Source organism: Streptomyces sp. NPDC057099 (assembly GCF_042671245.1).
Taxonomy (GTDB): Bacteria; Actinomycetota; Actinomycetes; order Streptomycetales; family Streptomycetaceae; genus Streptomyces; species Streptomyces purpurascens.
Genome location: NZ_JBHUTX010000036.1, coordinates 35,399 through 49,683, shown reverse-complemented (window position 1 = coordinate 49,683; position 14,285 = coordinate 35,399). Strand labels below are relative to the sequence as shown.

Here is a 14,285-nt window from a genome sequence, read left to right as displayed (position 1 = left end):
TCGACAAAGGGGGTGGAATTCGCGGGTTCCACTCGTTCGGCCTACCGTGCTACAACTGGTCTACACCACTCACTGCGCGGCACCGTGCCCCATGGAGGAAGTTCATGTCCACAGACACTGCCGCGCCCGCGAGCCCGAAGAAGGGGACTGCCGTGATGGCGGTCCTGCAGCGTATCGGCCGCAGCCTCATGCTGCCCGTCGCCGTGCTGCCGGCCGCCGCCCTCCTGGTCCGCCTCGGCAACACCGACATGCTGGGGCGGGAGTCGTTCCCCGCCTTCATCACCAAGATCGCCGGCTTCATGGCCGCCGGCGGCAACGCGATCCTCGACAACATGGCGCTGCTGTTCGCCGTGGGCATCGCGATCGGCTTCGCCAAGAAGTCGGACGGCTCCACCGCCCTGGCGGCCGTGGTCGGCTACCTCGTCTTCAAGAACGTGCTCGCCACCTTCACCGACCCGAACCTGCCGCAGGTGGCGACGGCCGTCGACGGCAAGGTCGTCATGGTGGACGCGCCGGTGGACGCCAAGGTGCTCGGCGGTGTGGTGATGGGCCTCGTGGTCGCCCTGCTCTACCAGCGCTTCTACCGCACCAAGCTGCCTGACTGGGCGGGCTTCTTCGGCGGTCGCCGCATGGTTCCGATCCTGTCCGCCTTCGCGGGCCTGATCATCGGCATCGTCTTCGGTTACATCTGGCCGGTCCTCGGCACGGCGCTGCACAACTTCGGCGAGTGGCTGGTCGGCTCGGGAGCCGTGGGCGCGGGCATCTTCGGTGTCGCCAACCGCGCGCTGATCCCGATCGGCATGCACCACCTGCTGAACTCCTTCCCCTGGTTCCAGGCCGGCACGTACGAGGGCAAGAGCGGCGACATCGCGCGCTTCCTGGCCGGTGACCCGACCGCCGGGCAGTTTATGACCGGCTTCTTCCCGATCATGATGTTCGCCCTGCCCGCCGCCTGCCTGGCGATCGTGCACTGCGCCCGGCCGGAGCGCCGCAAGGTAGTCGGCGGCATGATGTTCTCGCTCGCGCTGACCTCCTTCGTCACCGGTGTCACCGAGCCGATCGAGTTCACGTTCATGTTCATCGCCCCGGTGCTGTACGCGATCCACGCCGTGCTCACGGGTGTCTCGATGGCGCTGACCTGGGCGCTCGGCATGAAGGACGGCTTCGGGTTCTCGGCCGGCGCGATCGACTTCGGTCTGAACCTGGGCATCGCGACCAACCCGTGGGGCCTGGCCCTGGTGGGTCTGTGCTTCGCGGCGGTCTACTACGTGGTCTTCCGCTTCGCGATCACCAAGTTCAACCTGCCGACGCCGGGCCGCGAGTCCGACGAGGAGCTCGCCGAGCTGCAGAAGGCGGAGGCGAAGTAACACGCCGCACGACGAAGGCCCCGGAACCGACTGTTGGTTCCGGGGCCTTCGCGCGCATAGACCTCAGATCGCGTACGTCAGACCTCGTACGTCTGCCTCGGTGCCGCGAGGTCGACCGGCCCGTCGTACACCGCGCGGGCGTCGTCGACGTTGACCTGAGGGTCCGTCCACGGCGGGATGTGGGTGAGGACCAGGTGCCGGGCGCCTGCCCGGGCGGCTGTCTCGCCCGCTTCGCGGCCGTTGAGGTGCAGGTCGGGGATGTTCTCCTTGCCGTGCGTGAACGCCGCCTCGCACAGGAACAGGTCGGCGTCCCGGGCGAGTTCGTCCAGGGCCGGGGTGATGCCCGTGTCGCCGGAGTACGTCAGCACCTTGCCGTCGTGTTCGATGCGGATGCCGTACGCCTCCACGGGGTGGGCCACCCGCTCGGTGTGGACCGTGAACGGGCCGATCTCGAACGTGGACGGCTTGACCGTGTGGAAGTCGAAGACCTCGCTCATGGAGGAGGCGGAGGGGGTGTCCGCGTAGGCGGTGGTCAGCCGGTGTTCGGTGCCCTCGGGTCCGTAGACCGGGAGCGGGTCGCAGCGGCCGCCGTCGTGGCGGTAGTAGCGCGCGACGAAGTACGCGCACATGTCGATGCAGTGGTCGGCGTGCAGATGGCTGAGGAAGATCGCGTCGAGGTCGTAGAGACCGCAGTGGCGCTGCAGCTCGCCCAGGGCACCGTTGCCCATGTCGAGAAGCAGCCGGAAGCCGTCGGCCTCGACGAGGTAGCTCGAGCAGGCCGATTCCGCGGACGGGAACGACCCCGAGCAGCCGACGACGGTGAGCTTCATGAAGCAGAAACCTCCGCTGGCGGGGAAAGTCTGTGTAGGGGCGTCGGGGGTCGTGCGGTTTGTCGAGCGTAAGGCGCAAAACCTCCGGTAGCTCCTCCGCCAAGGGCTGTTGTGGGCGAACTCACCTGTGGTGTCACCGGTTCGGGCGGCAGGTCCGGGCGTGATCCTTGTGAGGAAGGGCGCATGGGAGGGATGGCGCCGGTAACGTCTCAGTATGGACACGTCCTGGTGGCTGGCGCTCGCCGCGGTGGTACTGCTCGCGCTCGTTGCCACGCTCGTCGACGGCTGGGGACGCCGGTCGTCGGCGCGGCGGGGCCGGCCGGCGGCACCGGCCACCGCGGTGGCGGGCCTGCCGCAGCCGGCGGAGATCTGGTGGGCCGACGTGCCCTACGAGGACGCGGCGCGGACGAAAGACCGGCCGTGTCTGGTGCTGGCGGTGCGCGGGGAGCGGGCGACCGTCGCGAAGATCACCACACGGTTCCGGGACGAGCGGGGCGGGGTCATCCCGCTGCCGCCGGGCTCGGTCGGCGATGCCAGGGGCCGGGCGAGTTTCCTGGAGACGGACGAGCTGCGGGAGGTCCCGGTGTGGGGCTTCCGGCGACGGGTCGGGGTCGTGGACCCGGCGCTGTGGGACCGGGTGCGGTACCTGGCGGGGTGAAACGCAAGAGGGCTGGAGCGCGATGGCTCCAGCCCTTCCTGTCTGTCGGCACGGTGTGCGCTACGCCCAGAGCTGTCCCTGGAGCGTCTCGATGGCCGCTTCCGTCGTGGCCGCCGTGTAGACGCCCGTCGACAGGTACTTCCAGCCGCCGTCCGCGACGACGAAGACGATGTCGGCCTGCTCACCGGCCTTCACGGCCTTGCGGCCCACGCCGATCGCGGCGTGCAGCGCGGCGCCCGTCGAGACGCCGGCGAAGATGCCCTCCTGCTGGAGCAACTCCCGGGTACGGGTGACCGCGTCGGCCGAGCCGACCGAGAAGCGGCTGGTGAGGACGGACGCGTCGTACAGCTCGGGGACGAAGCCCTCGTCGAGGTTGCGCAGGCCGTAGACGAGGTCGTCGTAGCGCGGTTCGGCGGCGACGATCTGGACGTCCGGCTTGTGCTCGCGCAGGAAGCGGCCCACGCCCATGAGCGTGCCCGTGGTGCCGAGGCCCGCCACGAAGTGGGTGACGGAGGGCAGGTCGGCGAGGATCTCCGGGCCGGTCGTCGCGTAGTGGGCGCCGGCGTTGTCCGGGTTGCCGTACTGGTACAGCATCACCCAGTCCGGGTGCTCGGCGGAGAGCTCCTTGGCGACGCGTACGGCGGTGTTGGAGCCGCCCGCGGCCGGGGAGGAGACGATCTCGGCGCCCCACATGGCCAGCAGGTCCCGGCGCTCCTGGGAGGTGTTCTCCGGCATCACGCAGACGATGCGGTAGCCCTTGAGCTTGGCCGCCATGGCGAGCGAGATGCCGGTGTTGCCCGACGTGGGCTCCAGGATGGTGCAGCCCGGGGTCAGGCGGCCGTCCTTCTCCGCCTGTTCGATCATGTGCAGGGCCGGACGGTCCTTGACCGAGCCGGTCGGGTTGCGGTCCTCCAGCTTCGCCCAGATGCGGACGTCGGGGGACGGCGACAGCCGCGGCAGGCGCACCAGGGGGGTGTTGCCTACCGCGGCCAGGGGTGAGTCGTAGCGCATGGTTGATCAGACCATGCCGCCGGCCACGGCCGGCAGGATCGTGACGTTGTCGCCGTCCGACAGCTTGGTGTTGATGCCGTCGAGGAAGCGCACGTCCTCGTCGTTCAGGTACACGTTGACGAAGCGGCGCAGCTGGTCGCCGTCGACGATGCGGGCCTGGATGCCCGCGTGCCGGGTCTCGAGGTCGGTGAACAGCTCGGCGAGGGTGTCACCGCTGGCCTCCACCGCCTTCTGACCGTCGGTGTACGTGCGGAGGATGGTCGGGATGCGGACCTCGATGGCCATGGCTTCAGGGCTCCTGTCGGGAGTAGTCAGTCGGGGCGCGCGGCAGCGCAGGAACGGCTGGTTGTGCGTGTGTGCAGCGCCGCGGCTCACGGCCGTACGGCGGCAGGGACCTGCGTCAACAGATGGCGCTGGCGAGCCTGCACAGGTCGACGTGCAGCCGCGCCACGAGCAGCTCGCCCGGCGTCTTGTCGCTCACGTCGTGGAAAACCATGGGGTCATCGTATCGATTCCCGGTCCGGGTACTGGAATGTGATCCCACATCGCGGACGGTTGCGGGCCGGGGAGTGAGACCGTGCTGCTCAGGGCTTGCGCAGAGGTTGCTTCGGGCCTGGTCAGTAGGCCTCGACGACCTGGACCTCTTCCTCCGTGACCTCGCCCTCGACGATACGGAACGAGCGGAACTGGAACTCGCCGGCCCCGTCGGTGTCGGCGGTGGAGACGAGGACGTAGTGGGCGCCCGGCTCGTTCGCGTAGGAGATGTCGGTGCGGGAGGGGTAGGCCTCGGTCGCCGTGTGGGAGTGGTAGATGACCACCGGCTCCTCGTCGCGGTCGTCCAGCTCGCGGTAGAGCTTGAGCAGGTCGCCGGAGTCGAACTCGTAGAACGTGGGCGACATGGCCGCGTTCAGCATCGGGATGAAGCGCTCGGGGCGGTCCGAGCCCTCGGGGCCCGCGATCACGCCGCACGCCTCGTCGGGGTGGTCCTTGCGCGCGTGGGCGACGATCTGGTCGACGAGGGCCTGGGTGATGGTCAGCATGCTGGTCAGGATAAGCAGAAGGGCCGTTCCGTACCGAGGGTTGGTACGGAACGGCCCATATGCCGGACGCCCTGAGCGGCAGCGGCAGGGAGTGCCACGAGTACTCCCTGCCGCTGGGCGTCCTGGCTGGTTCGGTTACGGCGGCTTGGTCAGCCGACCTTCTCGAAGTCCGGGTCGCGGCGCTCGGCGATCTGCGGGTTGCGGCTCTTGAGGACCGCCCAGCCGATACCGAGGGCGACGGCCCAGCCGGCGGCGACGTACAGGCAGACCCGCGCGTCCTTGTCGTACGCGATCATGCAGGTCACGCCGATGAGGAAGACGAGCGCGACCCAGCTGAAGAGCGCTCCGCCGGGGGCGGGGAAGGACGAGGCGCGCAGCCGGCCCGCGTCGACCGCGGCGCGGTAGCGGATGTGGCTGACGAGGATCATCATCCAGGTCCAGATGCCTGCCGCGGTGGCGACGGAGGTGACGTAGAGGAACGCCTTCTCCGGGACGACGTAGTTCAGGACGACGCCGATGCCCATGAGCGCCACGGAGACCGTGATGCCGACGGCGGGCGTCTTGCGGGCGTTGAGCTTGCCGAACGCCTGCGGGGCCTCGCTGTTGGCCGCCAGGTCGCGCAGCATGCGGCCGGTCGAGTACATGCCGGAGTTGCAGGACGACAGGGCCGCGGTGAGCACCACGAAGTTGACGATGCCCGCGGCGAGCGGGATGCCGATCTTGCCGAAGGCGTGGACGAAGGGGCTCTCGCCCGCGGAGAACTCGGTCCACTTGACGACGGAGAGGATCACCAGCAGCGCGCCGACGTAGAAGACGATGATGCGCCAGGGCAGGGTGTTGATGGCCTTGGGCAGGGTCTTCTCGGGGTTCTCGGACTCACCCGCGGTGACGCCGACGAGCTCGACGGCGAGGTAGGCGAACATGACGCCCTGGAGCGTCATCAGGCTGGAGCCGATGCCGTTCGGGAAGAAGCCGTCGTGTGCCCAGAGGTTGGAGACGGTGGCGGTGTCACCGGCGTCGGAGAAGCCGAGGGTGAGCACGCCGAGGCCGATGACGATCATGCCGATGATGGCCGTGACCTTGATCATCGAGAACCAGAACTCGACCTCGCCGAAGATCTTGACGGAGATCAGGTTGACGCCGAAGAGCACCACCAGGAAGACCAGGGCGCTGACCCACTGCGGGATCTCCGGGAACCAGAAGTGGATGTAGATCGCGGCGGCCGTGAGTTCGGCCATGCCGGTGACCACCCACATGAGCCAGTACGTCCAGCCCGTGACGAACCCGAAGAACGGGCCGAGGAACTCACGGGCGTACTCGGCGAAGGAGCCGGAGACGGGCCGGTAGAGGAGCAGTTCGCCCAGCGCCCGCATGATGAAGAAGATGACGACGCCCGCGAGGGCGTACATGAGGATGATGCTGGGGCCGGCCTTGGCGATGTTCGCCCCGGCGCCCATGAACAGGCCGACGCCGATGGCGCCGCCGATGGCGATCATCTGGACCTGACGGCTGCCGAGTCCGCGCTCGTACCCCTCTTCGGGGACGTTTTCCGTGTCGACCTGCGCAGAGGTCATGTGTGGTGCGCCTTTCTCCATGCCGATCCTGGCCTCTCCTCGGCCTCGGATCGGGTCTCGATCCCCCCGGAATGATGGAGCTGAGCGGGCCCCGGAGGGCCGCTCGTGCCTGGCCGACGGTTGTCGGCTCGGTGGCGCACCCGGCCGGACATTCGGGTGGTGTCGGCCGGGCGGTCGTGAAGATTTATCACGGCCGCAACATTGATCACATGGCTGATTTGTGACGCACCACACAGGGAGAACCGGACAAAGCGCAGCCGAAGACGGCATAGAAGGCGGGCGCGGTGACGCGATCGTTATCCGGATTTGAGTGTCCTCTGAGCGAACACCGATCGGTCACCCGCCGGTCACAAGACCTGCACTGATCAGGGCATCAGCGTCAAATGATCAAGGCATCAGCGTTCCGACCAGCGTCTCCTGGAGACCGCCCAGCCAGAGATAGGCCATCACCATCGGCTTGCGCGGGTCCTCGTCCGGGAGGCGATAGAGGAGGTCGCTGTCCTCCTCATCGGTGATTTCCAGCCGCGAGCCGATCGCGAGCCGCAGATCGTTCAGGGCGCCCAGCCACTGCTGCGACTCCTCCGGCGACAGCTTCAGCACGGCCCCGCCCTCACCGGCCGAGGCGGAGGAGAGCGCGTCCAGGGAGCGGATCACCGCGAGGGCGCTGTCCCGCTTGCCGGCCCGCAGGTCGTTCTCGGTGTACCGGCGGAACTCGGAGGAGTAGGCCCGCTGCTCCTCGGCGTCCCGGGGCGAGGCGGGCTGCTCGGGGTCGCTGTAGGCGTCCGGGAAGAGCCGCTTGAGCACCGGGTCGCTCGGCGGCTCGCTCGGGCCGTCCGCGAACAGCTCGGCGAGCGGGTCGTCGGGGGCATCCTCGGCGGGGCCGGGGCCGATGAGCTCCAGGAGCTGGACGGCCAGCGACCGGATGATGGAGATCTCGACGTCGTCGAGGGCGACGGCCGCGCCGCCGCCGGGAAGCGGTTCGAAGGTTCCGGGCATGAACGCCTTTTCGCTGCTGGGCGGGCTGCTGGCTACTTGCGGTCCTGCTGGAGAGTGGCCCACAGGCCGTAGCCGTGCATGGCCTGCACGTCGCGCTCCATCTCCTCGCGGCTGCCGCTGGAGACGACCGCCCGGCCCTTGTGGTGGACGTCCATCATGAGCTTGGTGGCCTTGTCCTTGGAGTAGCCGAAATACGTCTGGAAGACGTACGTCACATAGCTCATGAGGTTGACCGGGTCGTTGTGGACGATGGTGACCCAGGGGAGGTCCGGCTCGGGGACGGCGAAGACCTCCTCCGCCGACTCGGTGCGTTCGATCTCCAGGGGTGCGGGTGACGTCACATGCCCATGCTGCCACCCGAGGGGGGTAGTCGCACAAACCGGCTTGCGGGCACGGAGTCTTGATGCAAATCGTCAGACTGACGAAATGGGGGTACGATCCTGCCATGAACACAGCGGACCTTGGGCTGCCGGTGGACGTTCCCTCGACGGCGCTCTTCACGGACCAGTACGAGCTGACGATGCTGCGGGCCGCGCTGGCGGCGGGCACGGCCGAGCGGCGGAGCGTGTTCGAGGTCTTCACCCGCAGGCTGCCGAACGGGCGCCGCTACGGCGTCGTGGCGGGCACCGGGCGGGTGCTGGACGCGGTGGAGAACTTCCGCTTCGACCCGGCCGTCCTCGGCTTCCTGCGCGAGCGGGAGATCGTGGACGAGCAGACCCTCGCTTGGCTCGCCGGCTACCGCTTCAGCGGGGACATCTGGGGCTACCCCGAGGGCGAGGTGTACTTCCCGGGCTCGCCGATCATGCGGGTCGAGGGCACCTTCGCCGAGTGCGTGCTGCTGGAGACCGTGATCCTGTCGATCCTCAACCACGACTCGGCGATCGCCGCGGCGGCCTCGCGGATGTCGTCGGCCGCCGGTGGCCGGCCGCTGATCGAGATGGGCGCCCGGCGCACGCACGAGCTGGCGGCGGTGGCGGCCTCCCGGGCCGCGTACGTCGGCGGCTTCGCGACCACCTCGGACCTCGCCGCCGGTTTCCGCTACGGCATCCCGACCGTCGGCACCTCCGCGCACGCCTTCACCCTGCTGCACGACAGCGAGCGGGACGCCTTCCAGGCCCAGGTGAACACGCTGGGGCGGGGCACGACCCTGCTCGTCGACACGTACGACGTCGCCGAGGCCGTGCGTACGGCCGTGGAGGTCGCCGGCACCGACCTGGGGGCCGTGCGGATCGACTCCGGCGATCTGCTGCTGGTGGCGCACCGGGTGCGGCAGCAGCTGGACGAGCTGGGGGCGACCGGCACGAAGATCGTGGTGACCTCGGACCTGGACGAGTACGCGATCGCCTCGCTGGCGGCGGCGCCGGTGGACGCGTACGGCGTCGGTACGCAGCTGGTGACCGGCTCCGGGCATCCGACGTCCTCGATGGTCTACAAGCTGGTCGCGCGGGCCGAGTCCACCGATCCGAAGGCGCCGCTGGTGCCGGTGGCGAAGAGGTCGACCGGGGGGAAGACGTCGGTGGGCGGGCGCAAGTGGGCCGCGCGGCGGCTGGACGCGTACGGGGTCGCCGAGGCCGAGGTGATCGGCACGGGGCCGGTGCCGGCCTCTCTCGCGGACCGGCAGCTGCTGGTGGAGCTGGTCAAGGGTGGTGAGGTCGTGGCCCGCGAGCCGTTGGACGCGGTCCGCGACCGGCACGCGGCCGCACGCGCGGGGCTTCCGATGTCGGCGACGCAGCTCTCGCGCGGGGAGCCTGTCCTTCCGACGGAGTACGCGCACGGGGCCTCGGGTAGCTAATTGCGGTGTGCCGCAGTGCGCCGACCCGTACCACCTCCCGCCCTCTCCTCCTCGTCCATAGGCTCGGACGTTCACCGGCCGGGCTTGCCGACCTCATAGCCGAAGGACACCGACCATGCGCCGCGCCTTGATCGTCGTAGACGTGCAGAACGACTTCTGCGAGGGGGGCAGCCTCGCCGTGGCCGGCGGCGCCGATGTGGCCGCCGCCATCACAGAGCTGATCGGGCAGGCGGCCGGGTCCGGCTACCAGCACATCGTGGCCTCGCGCGACCACCACATCGCTCCCGGCGGCCACTTCTCCACGAACCCGGACTATGTCCACTCCTGGCCCGCGCACTGCGTCGCGGGCACGGAGGGCGTCGGCTTCCACCCCAACTTCGCCCCCGCGGTCGCTTCCGGTTCGATCGATGCCGTGTTCGACAAGGGAGCGTATTCGGCGGCGTACAGCGGCTTCGAGGGGGCGGACGAGAACGGCACGAACCTGGCCGACTGGCTCCGCTCGCGCGACGTGACGGAGGTGGACGTCGTCGGCATCGCCACGGACCACTGCGTCCGCGCCACCGCCCTGGACGCGTCCCGCGAGGGCTTCCGCACCCAGGTCCTCCTGGACCTGACGGCAGGCGTCTCCCAGGAGACCACCGAACGGGCCCTGGAGGAGCTCCGCGAGGCGGGCGTGGAACTGTCGGGGAAGCCGGTCGTCCAGTAGGGGTGTGGGCCCGCTCCCAGGCTGTGCGGCCCGGGAGCGGTCCCGGGGTCAGGTCTGGGCCGTCGGGCGTCTCAGGAGGGATCTGATCGGGCGCCAGAGTTCCGTGGCGAGGTCAGGGGGCAGGACACCGTTGTCAGGGGCCGTGCGCCATATGAGGCCGTCGGGGTGGTGGAGGACCGCCGTGATCTCGTCGGGGGTCGGTGGGGCGGCGTTGCCGCGCAGGTAGACGGCGCGCAGGCCGAGGTTGCGGAGCCTGGTCAGGGCTCGGGCGCGGTTGGCCGAGTGGACGAGCACGCGGACGCAGCCGGGGCCGTCGGCGGCGGGGCGGGGCAGGTTCAGTGCCACCACCACCGTGCCGTTCGGCAACTTGCAGAAGCCTCCTGCGGCCATGCGGTCATCCCCCCGTGTCGGTCGGTGTCAATAAGAGAACCACAGGACGCACCTAAACACGGATCGGCGGTGACCCGCCAGGGGGTCACCGCCGATCATGCTCTGAGCTGGGAAAACGCGTTTTACTTCGCTGCGGGGGCGACCTCGAGCTCGATCGTCGAGCCGTCCTTCGCCTCCTTGATGATCTTGATCTTCGTGTTGGTGTCAGTGATCTTGACGCCGCCGGTCTCGTTCGTCTCGTCGTAGTAGGTGTTCTTCCGGTCGTTGAAGACCGACACCCCCTTCGACGACGGGACGCGCGTCACGACGTCGGCGTTGTGCAGCTTGATGCCGTCCGTGCCGTACAGGCTGAAGGGCGAGTCGTAGGCCTGGATCCGGTTGCGCATCAGCGTGCCGTCGGACCACTTCATCGCCTTCGGGTGCGAGTCGACGGGCAGCAGCAGACCCGTGCCCGGGTGGTCACTGGTGTTGTTGTCCGCCTGGGAGGTGTCCCACTTCCAGATCAACAGACCGTTCTGGTACGCGTAGTGCTCCACCCAGTCCGGACGGGTCTTGGAGAAGCCGAAGTTGTACGGGCCGACCTTGAGGGTCTTGTCGTACGACACGTACTGGCGGTTCTCCGCGATGTAGTACTGCGCGTAGTCCTTGGTGAAGGACGCGCCCATGCGGGAGAAGCCCTTCGCCGTCCAGGCCGCGTCCGCGGACTCGGCGTCGTCGGAGAAGACGGCCGCACCGTCGGCGGTGACGGTGATGCGGTCGCCCGCGAAGCCCTTCATCGCCAGGCCGCCGTCGGTCTGGTAGCGGAAGCGCAGGTCGATCTTCTTGCCCGCGTAGGCGTCCAGGGAGTACGCCAGCTTCTTGTAGCCGTCGACCGTGCCGGTCAGCGCCGGCTTGTCGCTGCCGTCACGCGGGATCGGCTGACCGTCCACCGTGCCGTCCAGAGCGGTCCAGTTGGCGCCGCCGTCGGTCGAGACCTCGGCGTAGAGGTAGTCGTAGTTGGCCTCGATCTCGTACCAGCCGTCGAGGGTCAGCGACGCCGACTTCTTGCCGGTCAGGTCGACGGACCGGGCCAGCGTGTTCTTGAGGTCGTTGCCGCTGCCGCTCCACCACTGGGTGGCGCCCTGCGCCGGGGTGACCAGCTCGGTGGTGACGGCCTTCTTCGGCAGCTCCACCACGAGGCCCTGCTTGTGCTTCGTGTTGTACTCGGCGACCCCCAGCTTGTGCCACGAGTTCGTCGCGGCCTTCGCGGTGTCGTACTTGAGCCAGCCGAGCTGCAGCTTGTCCCAGGCGGTCATGTCGCCGGGCAGGTCACCGATCTCGTTCTTGCCGGTGCCGAGCCAGGAGCCGGAGGACATCAGGGTCCAGAAGCCGGTGGAGTTGTCGCCGGCACCGGTGGTGTCGTAGTGGTCCGGCAGGCCGAGGTCGTGGCCGTACTCGTGGGCGTAGACGCCGAGTCCGCCGTTCTCCGGCTGGACGGTGTAGTCGCCGACCCAGATCCCGGTGTCGCCGATCTTCGCGCCGCCGAGCTTGTTGTCCGCGGGGCCGGTGGCTCCGGCGTCGGTGCCGAAGGCGTACCAGCGGTGGGCCCAGATCGCGTCGGTGCCCTGTACGCCGCCGCCCGCGGACTCGTCCTCACCGGCGTGCACGACCTGGAAGTGGTCGATGTAGCCGTCGGACTCGTTGAAGTCGCCGTCGCCGTCGAAGTCGTAGCGGTCCCACTGGTCGTACTGCTTGACGTCCGCCTTGATCTCGGCGTCGGTCTTGCCGGCGGCCTTCTGCTGGGCGACCCACGAGGTCAGACCGTCGCTGACGACGTTCCACACGCTCGGACAGTTGGTGTCACCGCAGGCGTTGTTGCCGTAACGGGCCTCGTTGTAGGGGACCTTGACCCAGTCGGAGACCTCGCCCTCGACCGAGTAGCGGCCCGAGGACTGCTTCTCGTAGTACTTCTTGACCGACTCGGTGTTCTTGCCGGTGCCGAAGTAGAGGTCCTCGAAGTACTTCTGGTTGTAGTCCGCCCGCCAGGCCGTGGAGTTGTCCTTCTTGCGGTCGGGCTTGGCTATCTTGTTGTGCAGCGGGCCCGGGGTGCCGCCGTACTTGCTGTCGATCTGGTCGCCGAACTCGACCAGGATCGTAAAGATCTTGTCGGTCTTCTCGCGGCCGAGCTCGACGTACTTGCTGTCGCCCTTCTTGCTCTTGAGCTGGACGACCTTGGAGCCCTCACGGTTCTTGACCGTGGACTTGCCGGATATGACCTGGTTCAGGGCCTCCTGGCGCTGAGCCTCCTGGGTCTTGCTCAGCGGGCCTTCGAGGTTGTGCTCGTCGTGCTTGTGCTCCGCCGGGTCGTGCCGGTCCACGGTGGTGGACCGGGGAGCGGATGCGTCGTCGGCCTGGGCCACCGCATAGGTGGAGACGGTGGCGGTGGCCGCCGCGAGCGCCACACCGATGGCGGCCGCTCTGAACGTCCAGGGTCTACTGGTCACTTGAGTTCCTCCCCCGCGTCCGAGCGCGCGGGGGAAGGGGTCTCGTATGTGCAGGAGTCCGCGCGCGCGTGATCAACGCGTGTAGTCAAGTGACGACATTTGACTAGAGGTTAAGCAGAAAAGACAGACCTTGACTTGGACAGGTCAAGTGCACTATGCGGAGTCCACGTTCGTTTTGCGGACAACCAACCGCATGCCCATCTGGCAGCAGGCGCGCGCATATGTCCACTAGGTGGACGCCATGACCCCGTGCGCCCCCTGTGCTCCGGACCTGTTGATTAGGTCACGCTTACCGCGCGTTCCGCTCGGGCACCCTGCCCGTGAGAATGTCGTTTGGCGGAACGCTCGGAAGGCGGCGGAAAGCCAGGCTGACACCCCCGTGGACCCCCACTTTCGAGGACATGATGGCCATGCCCCGTCCGACTGCCGCACAGCTCGCCTACGGTTCGTGCACCGTGATCTTCTCGACCCTCGCCATGCTGCTGCTGTCACAGACGAGTTCGGGCGTGGGGGTCGCGATCATCGCCCTCGCGGCGCTCGCCCTCGGGCTGCTGGTCGCCATGACGGTGCCGCTGCCCGGCAAACGCCGGACCCCGGTGGAACAACCCGCCCGCGTGGAACCCCTGCGGGCCTCGGTCCCCGCACCGGCCCCGGCCCCCGAGCCGGTGCGCGAGCGAGCCGCCTCCTGACCGCGGGCTGATCCCTCCGGCTCTCAACCGGTGCTGACCACGACCGTCTTGGCCGCCTTGTCGTGCAGGCCCTGCTTGTAGGGCCGGTCGAAGAAGCTCCAGCCGCCGCAGACCGCGGTCCAGACACAGGCGCAGCAGAAGGCGAACGGGATCCACAGCACCGCGGCACGCATCAGCGAGTTCTGCACGGAGGGCGTGGCGCCGTTGTCGAGGTTGGCCACGCGCAGGTGCAGCAGCTTCTTGCCGAGGGTCTGGCCGGTCCTGGCGGTGAGGATGGTGTCGTAGGCGATGTAGAGGACGGCGGCGACGCCCGACTGCCAGAAGGACTTGCCGACCTCGATGCGGTCGCTGTCCACGTCGTACTCGTTGACGTCGAAGCCCCAGGTGATCAGCCAGACGACGACACCCACCAGGATCATGTCGAGGATGCGGGCGAGCGTGCGCTTGCCGCTGTCGGCGAGCGGGGGCATGCCGGCGAGGGGATCGGTGGGGTAGGAGCCGCCGCCGTACGGGTCCCCGCCGTAGGGACCGCCGCCGGGGCCGCCGGACGGCCCGCCGCCGCCCTGGTACGGCGGGGGTTCACTGCCGTAGGGCGAGCCCGCGCCCCCGCCGGGCGGCTCGTTCGGGGGCCGCTTCCTGAACGGGTCGTCTTCCGGGGGCTGCTGCCCGGAGCCGGGGGGCGGTTCACTGCTCATGGCCCGAGTCGACCGCGAACCCCCCGCCTCCGCATCCGGCAGACGGCCGTACGA

At 68.8% G+C, this 14,285-nt stretch carries 16 protein-coding genes; 5 read left to right on the top strand and 11 right to left on the bottom strand.

Annotated features, from left to right (window positions below; translation table 11 throughout):
* Positions 1–104 precede the first annotated feature (104 nt).
* Positions 105–1,367: a PTS transporter subunit EIIC gene (locus ACFT4A_RS31300; protein WP_382836678.1), complete on the top strand. Its 1,263-nt coding sequence runs from the start codon at positions 105–107 to the stop codon at positions 1,365–1,367.
* Between the two features lie 77 nt (positions 1,368–1,444).
* Here ACFT4A_RS31300 and ACFT4A_RS31295 read toward each other — a convergent pair whose 3' ends face one another.
* A complete protein-coding gene (locus ACFT4A_RS31295) occupies positions 1,445–2,197 on the bottom strand; it encodes an MBL fold metallo-hydrolase (protein ID WP_382836675.1) in 753 nt (250 codons plus the stop codon).
* Positions 2,198–2,411: 214 nt separating this feature from the next.
* On the opposite strand from ACFT4A_RS31295, the gene ACFT4A_RS31290 reads away from it, so the two are divergent.
* On the top strand, positions 2,412–2,855 hold the full coding sequence (locus tag ACFT4A_RS31290) for a type II toxin-antitoxin system PemK/MazF family toxin (RefSeq protein WP_382836672.1): 444 nt from the start codon (positions 2,412–2,414) through the stop codon (positions 2,853–2,855).
* 60 nt (positions 2,856–2,915) lie between these two features.
* Here the strand turns inward: ACFT4A_RS31290 and ACFT4A_RS31285 are convergent, their stop codons facing one another.
* From ACFT4A_RS31285 to clpS, 7 genes are all read right to left on the bottom strand, one after another.
* The gene (locus ACFT4A_RS31285) at positions 2,916–3,866 is read right to left on the bottom strand and encodes a PLP-dependent cysteine synthase family protein (protein WP_382836669.1); all 951 of its coding nucleotides are present in this window, start codon (positions 3,864–3,866) and stop codon (positions 2,916–2,918) included.
* Between the two features lie 6 nt (positions 3,867–3,872).
* A complete protein-coding gene (locus tag ACFT4A_RS31280) occupies positions 3,873–4,151 on the bottom strand; it encodes a MoaD/ThiS family protein (RefSeq protein ID WP_184593209.1) in 279 nt (92 codons plus the stop codon).
* 115 nt (positions 4,152–4,266) lie between these two features.
* Positions 4,267–4,362 carry a putative leader peptide gene (locus ACFT4A_RS31275; protein WP_311125941.1) on the bottom strand — a complete coding sequence of 32 codons (96 nt, stop codon included), beginning with the start codon at positions 4,360–4,362 and terminating at the stop codon, positions 4,267–4,269.
* A gap of 121 nt (positions 4,363–4,483) precedes the next feature.
* The gene (locus tag ACFT4A_RS31270; protein WP_382836666.1) at positions 4,484–4,906 is read right to left on the bottom strand and encodes a Mov34/MPN/PAD-1 family protein; all 423 of its coding nucleotides are present in this window, start codon (positions 4,904–4,906) and stop codon (positions 4,484–4,486) included.
* Between the two features lie 149 nt (positions 4,907–5,055).
* Entirely contained in the window at positions 5,056–6,480 is a 1,425-nt protein-coding gene (locus tag ACFT4A_RS31265) for an amino acid permease (RefSeq protein ID WP_189723942.1), read from the bottom strand.
* Between the two features lie 387 nt (positions 6,481–6,867).
* Positions 6,868–7,476, bottom strand: a complete 609-nt coding sequence (locus tag ACFT4A_RS31260) for a DUF2017 domain-containing protein (RefSeq protein WP_382836663.1) — start codon at positions 7,474–7,476, stop codon at positions 6,868–6,870.
* Positions 7,477–7,508: 32 nt separating this feature from the next.
* Positions 7,509–7,817, bottom strand: coding sequence for an ATP-dependent Clp protease adapter ClpS (clpS, locus tag ACFT4A_RS31255; RefSeq protein ID WP_184593217.1), 309 nt, complete (start codon positions 7,815–7,817; stop codon positions 7,509–7,511).
* Between the two features lie 104 nt (positions 7,818–7,921).
* Between clpS and ACFT4A_RS31250 the strand changes: the two genes are divergently transcribed.
* A complete protein-coding gene (locus ACFT4A_RS31250; protein WP_382836660.1) occupies positions 7,922–9,268 on the top strand; it encodes a nicotinate phosphoribosyltransferase in 1,347 nt (448 codons plus the stop codon).
* A 115-nt stretch (positions 9,269–9,383) separates the two neighbouring features.
* On the top strand, positions 9,384–9,974 hold the full coding sequence (locus ACFT4A_RS31245; protein WP_382836657.1) for an isochorismatase family protein: 591 nt from the start codon (positions 9,384–9,386) through the stop codon (positions 9,972–9,974).
* A gap of 48 nt (positions 9,975–10,022) precedes the next feature.
* Here ACFT4A_RS31245 and ACFT4A_RS31240 read toward each other — a convergent pair whose 3' ends face one another.
* Complete coding sequence (locus ACFT4A_RS31240) at positions 10,023–10,364, bottom strand: hypothetical protein (protein WP_382836654.1); 342 nt, start codon at positions 10,362–10,364, stop codon at positions 10,023–10,025.
* 122 nt (positions 10,365–10,486) lie between these two features.
* Positions 10,487–12,847: an immune inhibitor A domain-containing protein gene (locus ACFT4A_RS31235; RefSeq protein WP_382836653.1), complete on the bottom strand. Its 2,361-nt coding sequence runs from the start codon at positions 12,845–12,847 to the stop codon at positions 10,487–10,489.
* A gap of 404 nt (positions 12,848–13,251) precedes the next feature.
* On the opposite strand from ACFT4A_RS31235, the gene ACFT4A_RS31230 reads away from it, so the two are divergent.
* Entirely contained in the window at positions 13,252–13,536 is a 285-nt protein-coding gene (locus ACFT4A_RS31230) for a hypothetical protein (protein ID WP_382836757.1), read from the top strand.
* A gap of 23 nt (positions 13,537–13,559) precedes the next feature.
* On the opposite strand, the gene ACFT4A_RS31225 is transcribed toward ACFT4A_RS31230, so the two are convergent.
* Positions 13,560–14,231, bottom strand: a complete 672-nt coding sequence (locus tag ACFT4A_RS31225) for an RDD family protein (RefSeq protein WP_382836650.1) — start codon at positions 14,229–14,231, stop codon at positions 13,560–13,562.
* Positions 14,232–14,285: the final 54 nt, after the last annotated feature.

Bases quoted from the DNA above. Each gene is read 5' to 3' on its own strand.
- ACFT4A_RS31300 (WP_382836678.1), top strand. From the start codon at position 105: ATGTCCACAGACACTGCCGCGCCCGCGAGCCCGAAGAAGGGGACTGCC.
- ACFT4A_RS31295 (WP_382836675.1), bottom strand. From the start codon at position 2,197: ATGAAGCTCACCGTCGTCGGCTGCTCGGGGTCGTTCCCGTCCGCGGAA.
- ACFT4A_RS31290 (WP_382836672.1), top strand. From the start codon at position 2,412: ATGGACACGTCCTGGTGGCTGGCGCTCGCCGCGGTGGTACTGCTCGCG.
- ACFT4A_RS31285 (WP_382836669.1), bottom strand. From the start codon at position 3,866: ATGCGCTACGACTCACCCCTGGCCGCGGTAGGCAACACCCCCCTGGTG.
- ACFT4A_RS31280 (WP_184593209.1), bottom strand. From the start codon at position 4,151: ATGGCCATCGAGGTCCGCATCCCGACCATCCTCCGCACGTACACCGAC.
- ACFT4A_RS31275 (WP_311125941.1), bottom strand. From the start codon at position 4,362: ATGGTTTTCCACGACGTGAGCGACAAGACGCCGGGCGAGCTGCTCGTG.
- ACFT4A_RS31270 (WP_382836666.1), bottom strand. From the start codon at position 4,906: ATGCTGACCATCACCCAGGCCCTCGTCGACCAGATCGTCGCCCACGCG.
- ACFT4A_RS31265 (WP_189723942.1), bottom strand. From the start codon at position 6,480: ATGACCTCTGCGCAGGTCGACACGGAAAACGTCCCCGAAGAGGGGTAC.
- ACFT4A_RS31260 (WP_382836663.1), bottom strand. From the start codon at position 7,476: ATGCCCGGAACCTTCGAACCGCTTCCCGGCGGCGGCGCGGCCGTCGCC.
- ACFT4A_RS31250 (WP_382836660.1), top strand. From the start codon at position 7,922: ATGAACACAGCGGACCTTGGGCTGCCGGTGGACGTTCCCTCGACGGCG.
- ACFT4A_RS31245 (WP_382836657.1), top strand. From the start codon at position 9,384: ATGCGCCGCGCCTTGATCGTCGTAGACGTGCAGAACGACTTCTGCGAG.
- ACFT4A_RS31240 (WP_382836654.1), bottom strand. From the start codon at position 10,364: ATGGCCGCAGGAGGCTTCTGCAAGTTGCCGAACGGCACGGTGGTGGTG.
- ACFT4A_RS31230 (WP_382836757.1), top strand. From the start codon at position 13,252: ATGGCCATGCCCCGTCCGACTGCCGCACAGCTCGCCTACGGTTCGTGC.
- ACFT4A_RS31225 (WP_382836650.1), bottom strand. From the start codon at position 14,231: ATGAGCAGTGAACCGCCCCCCGGCTCCGGGCAGCAGCCCCCGGAAGAC.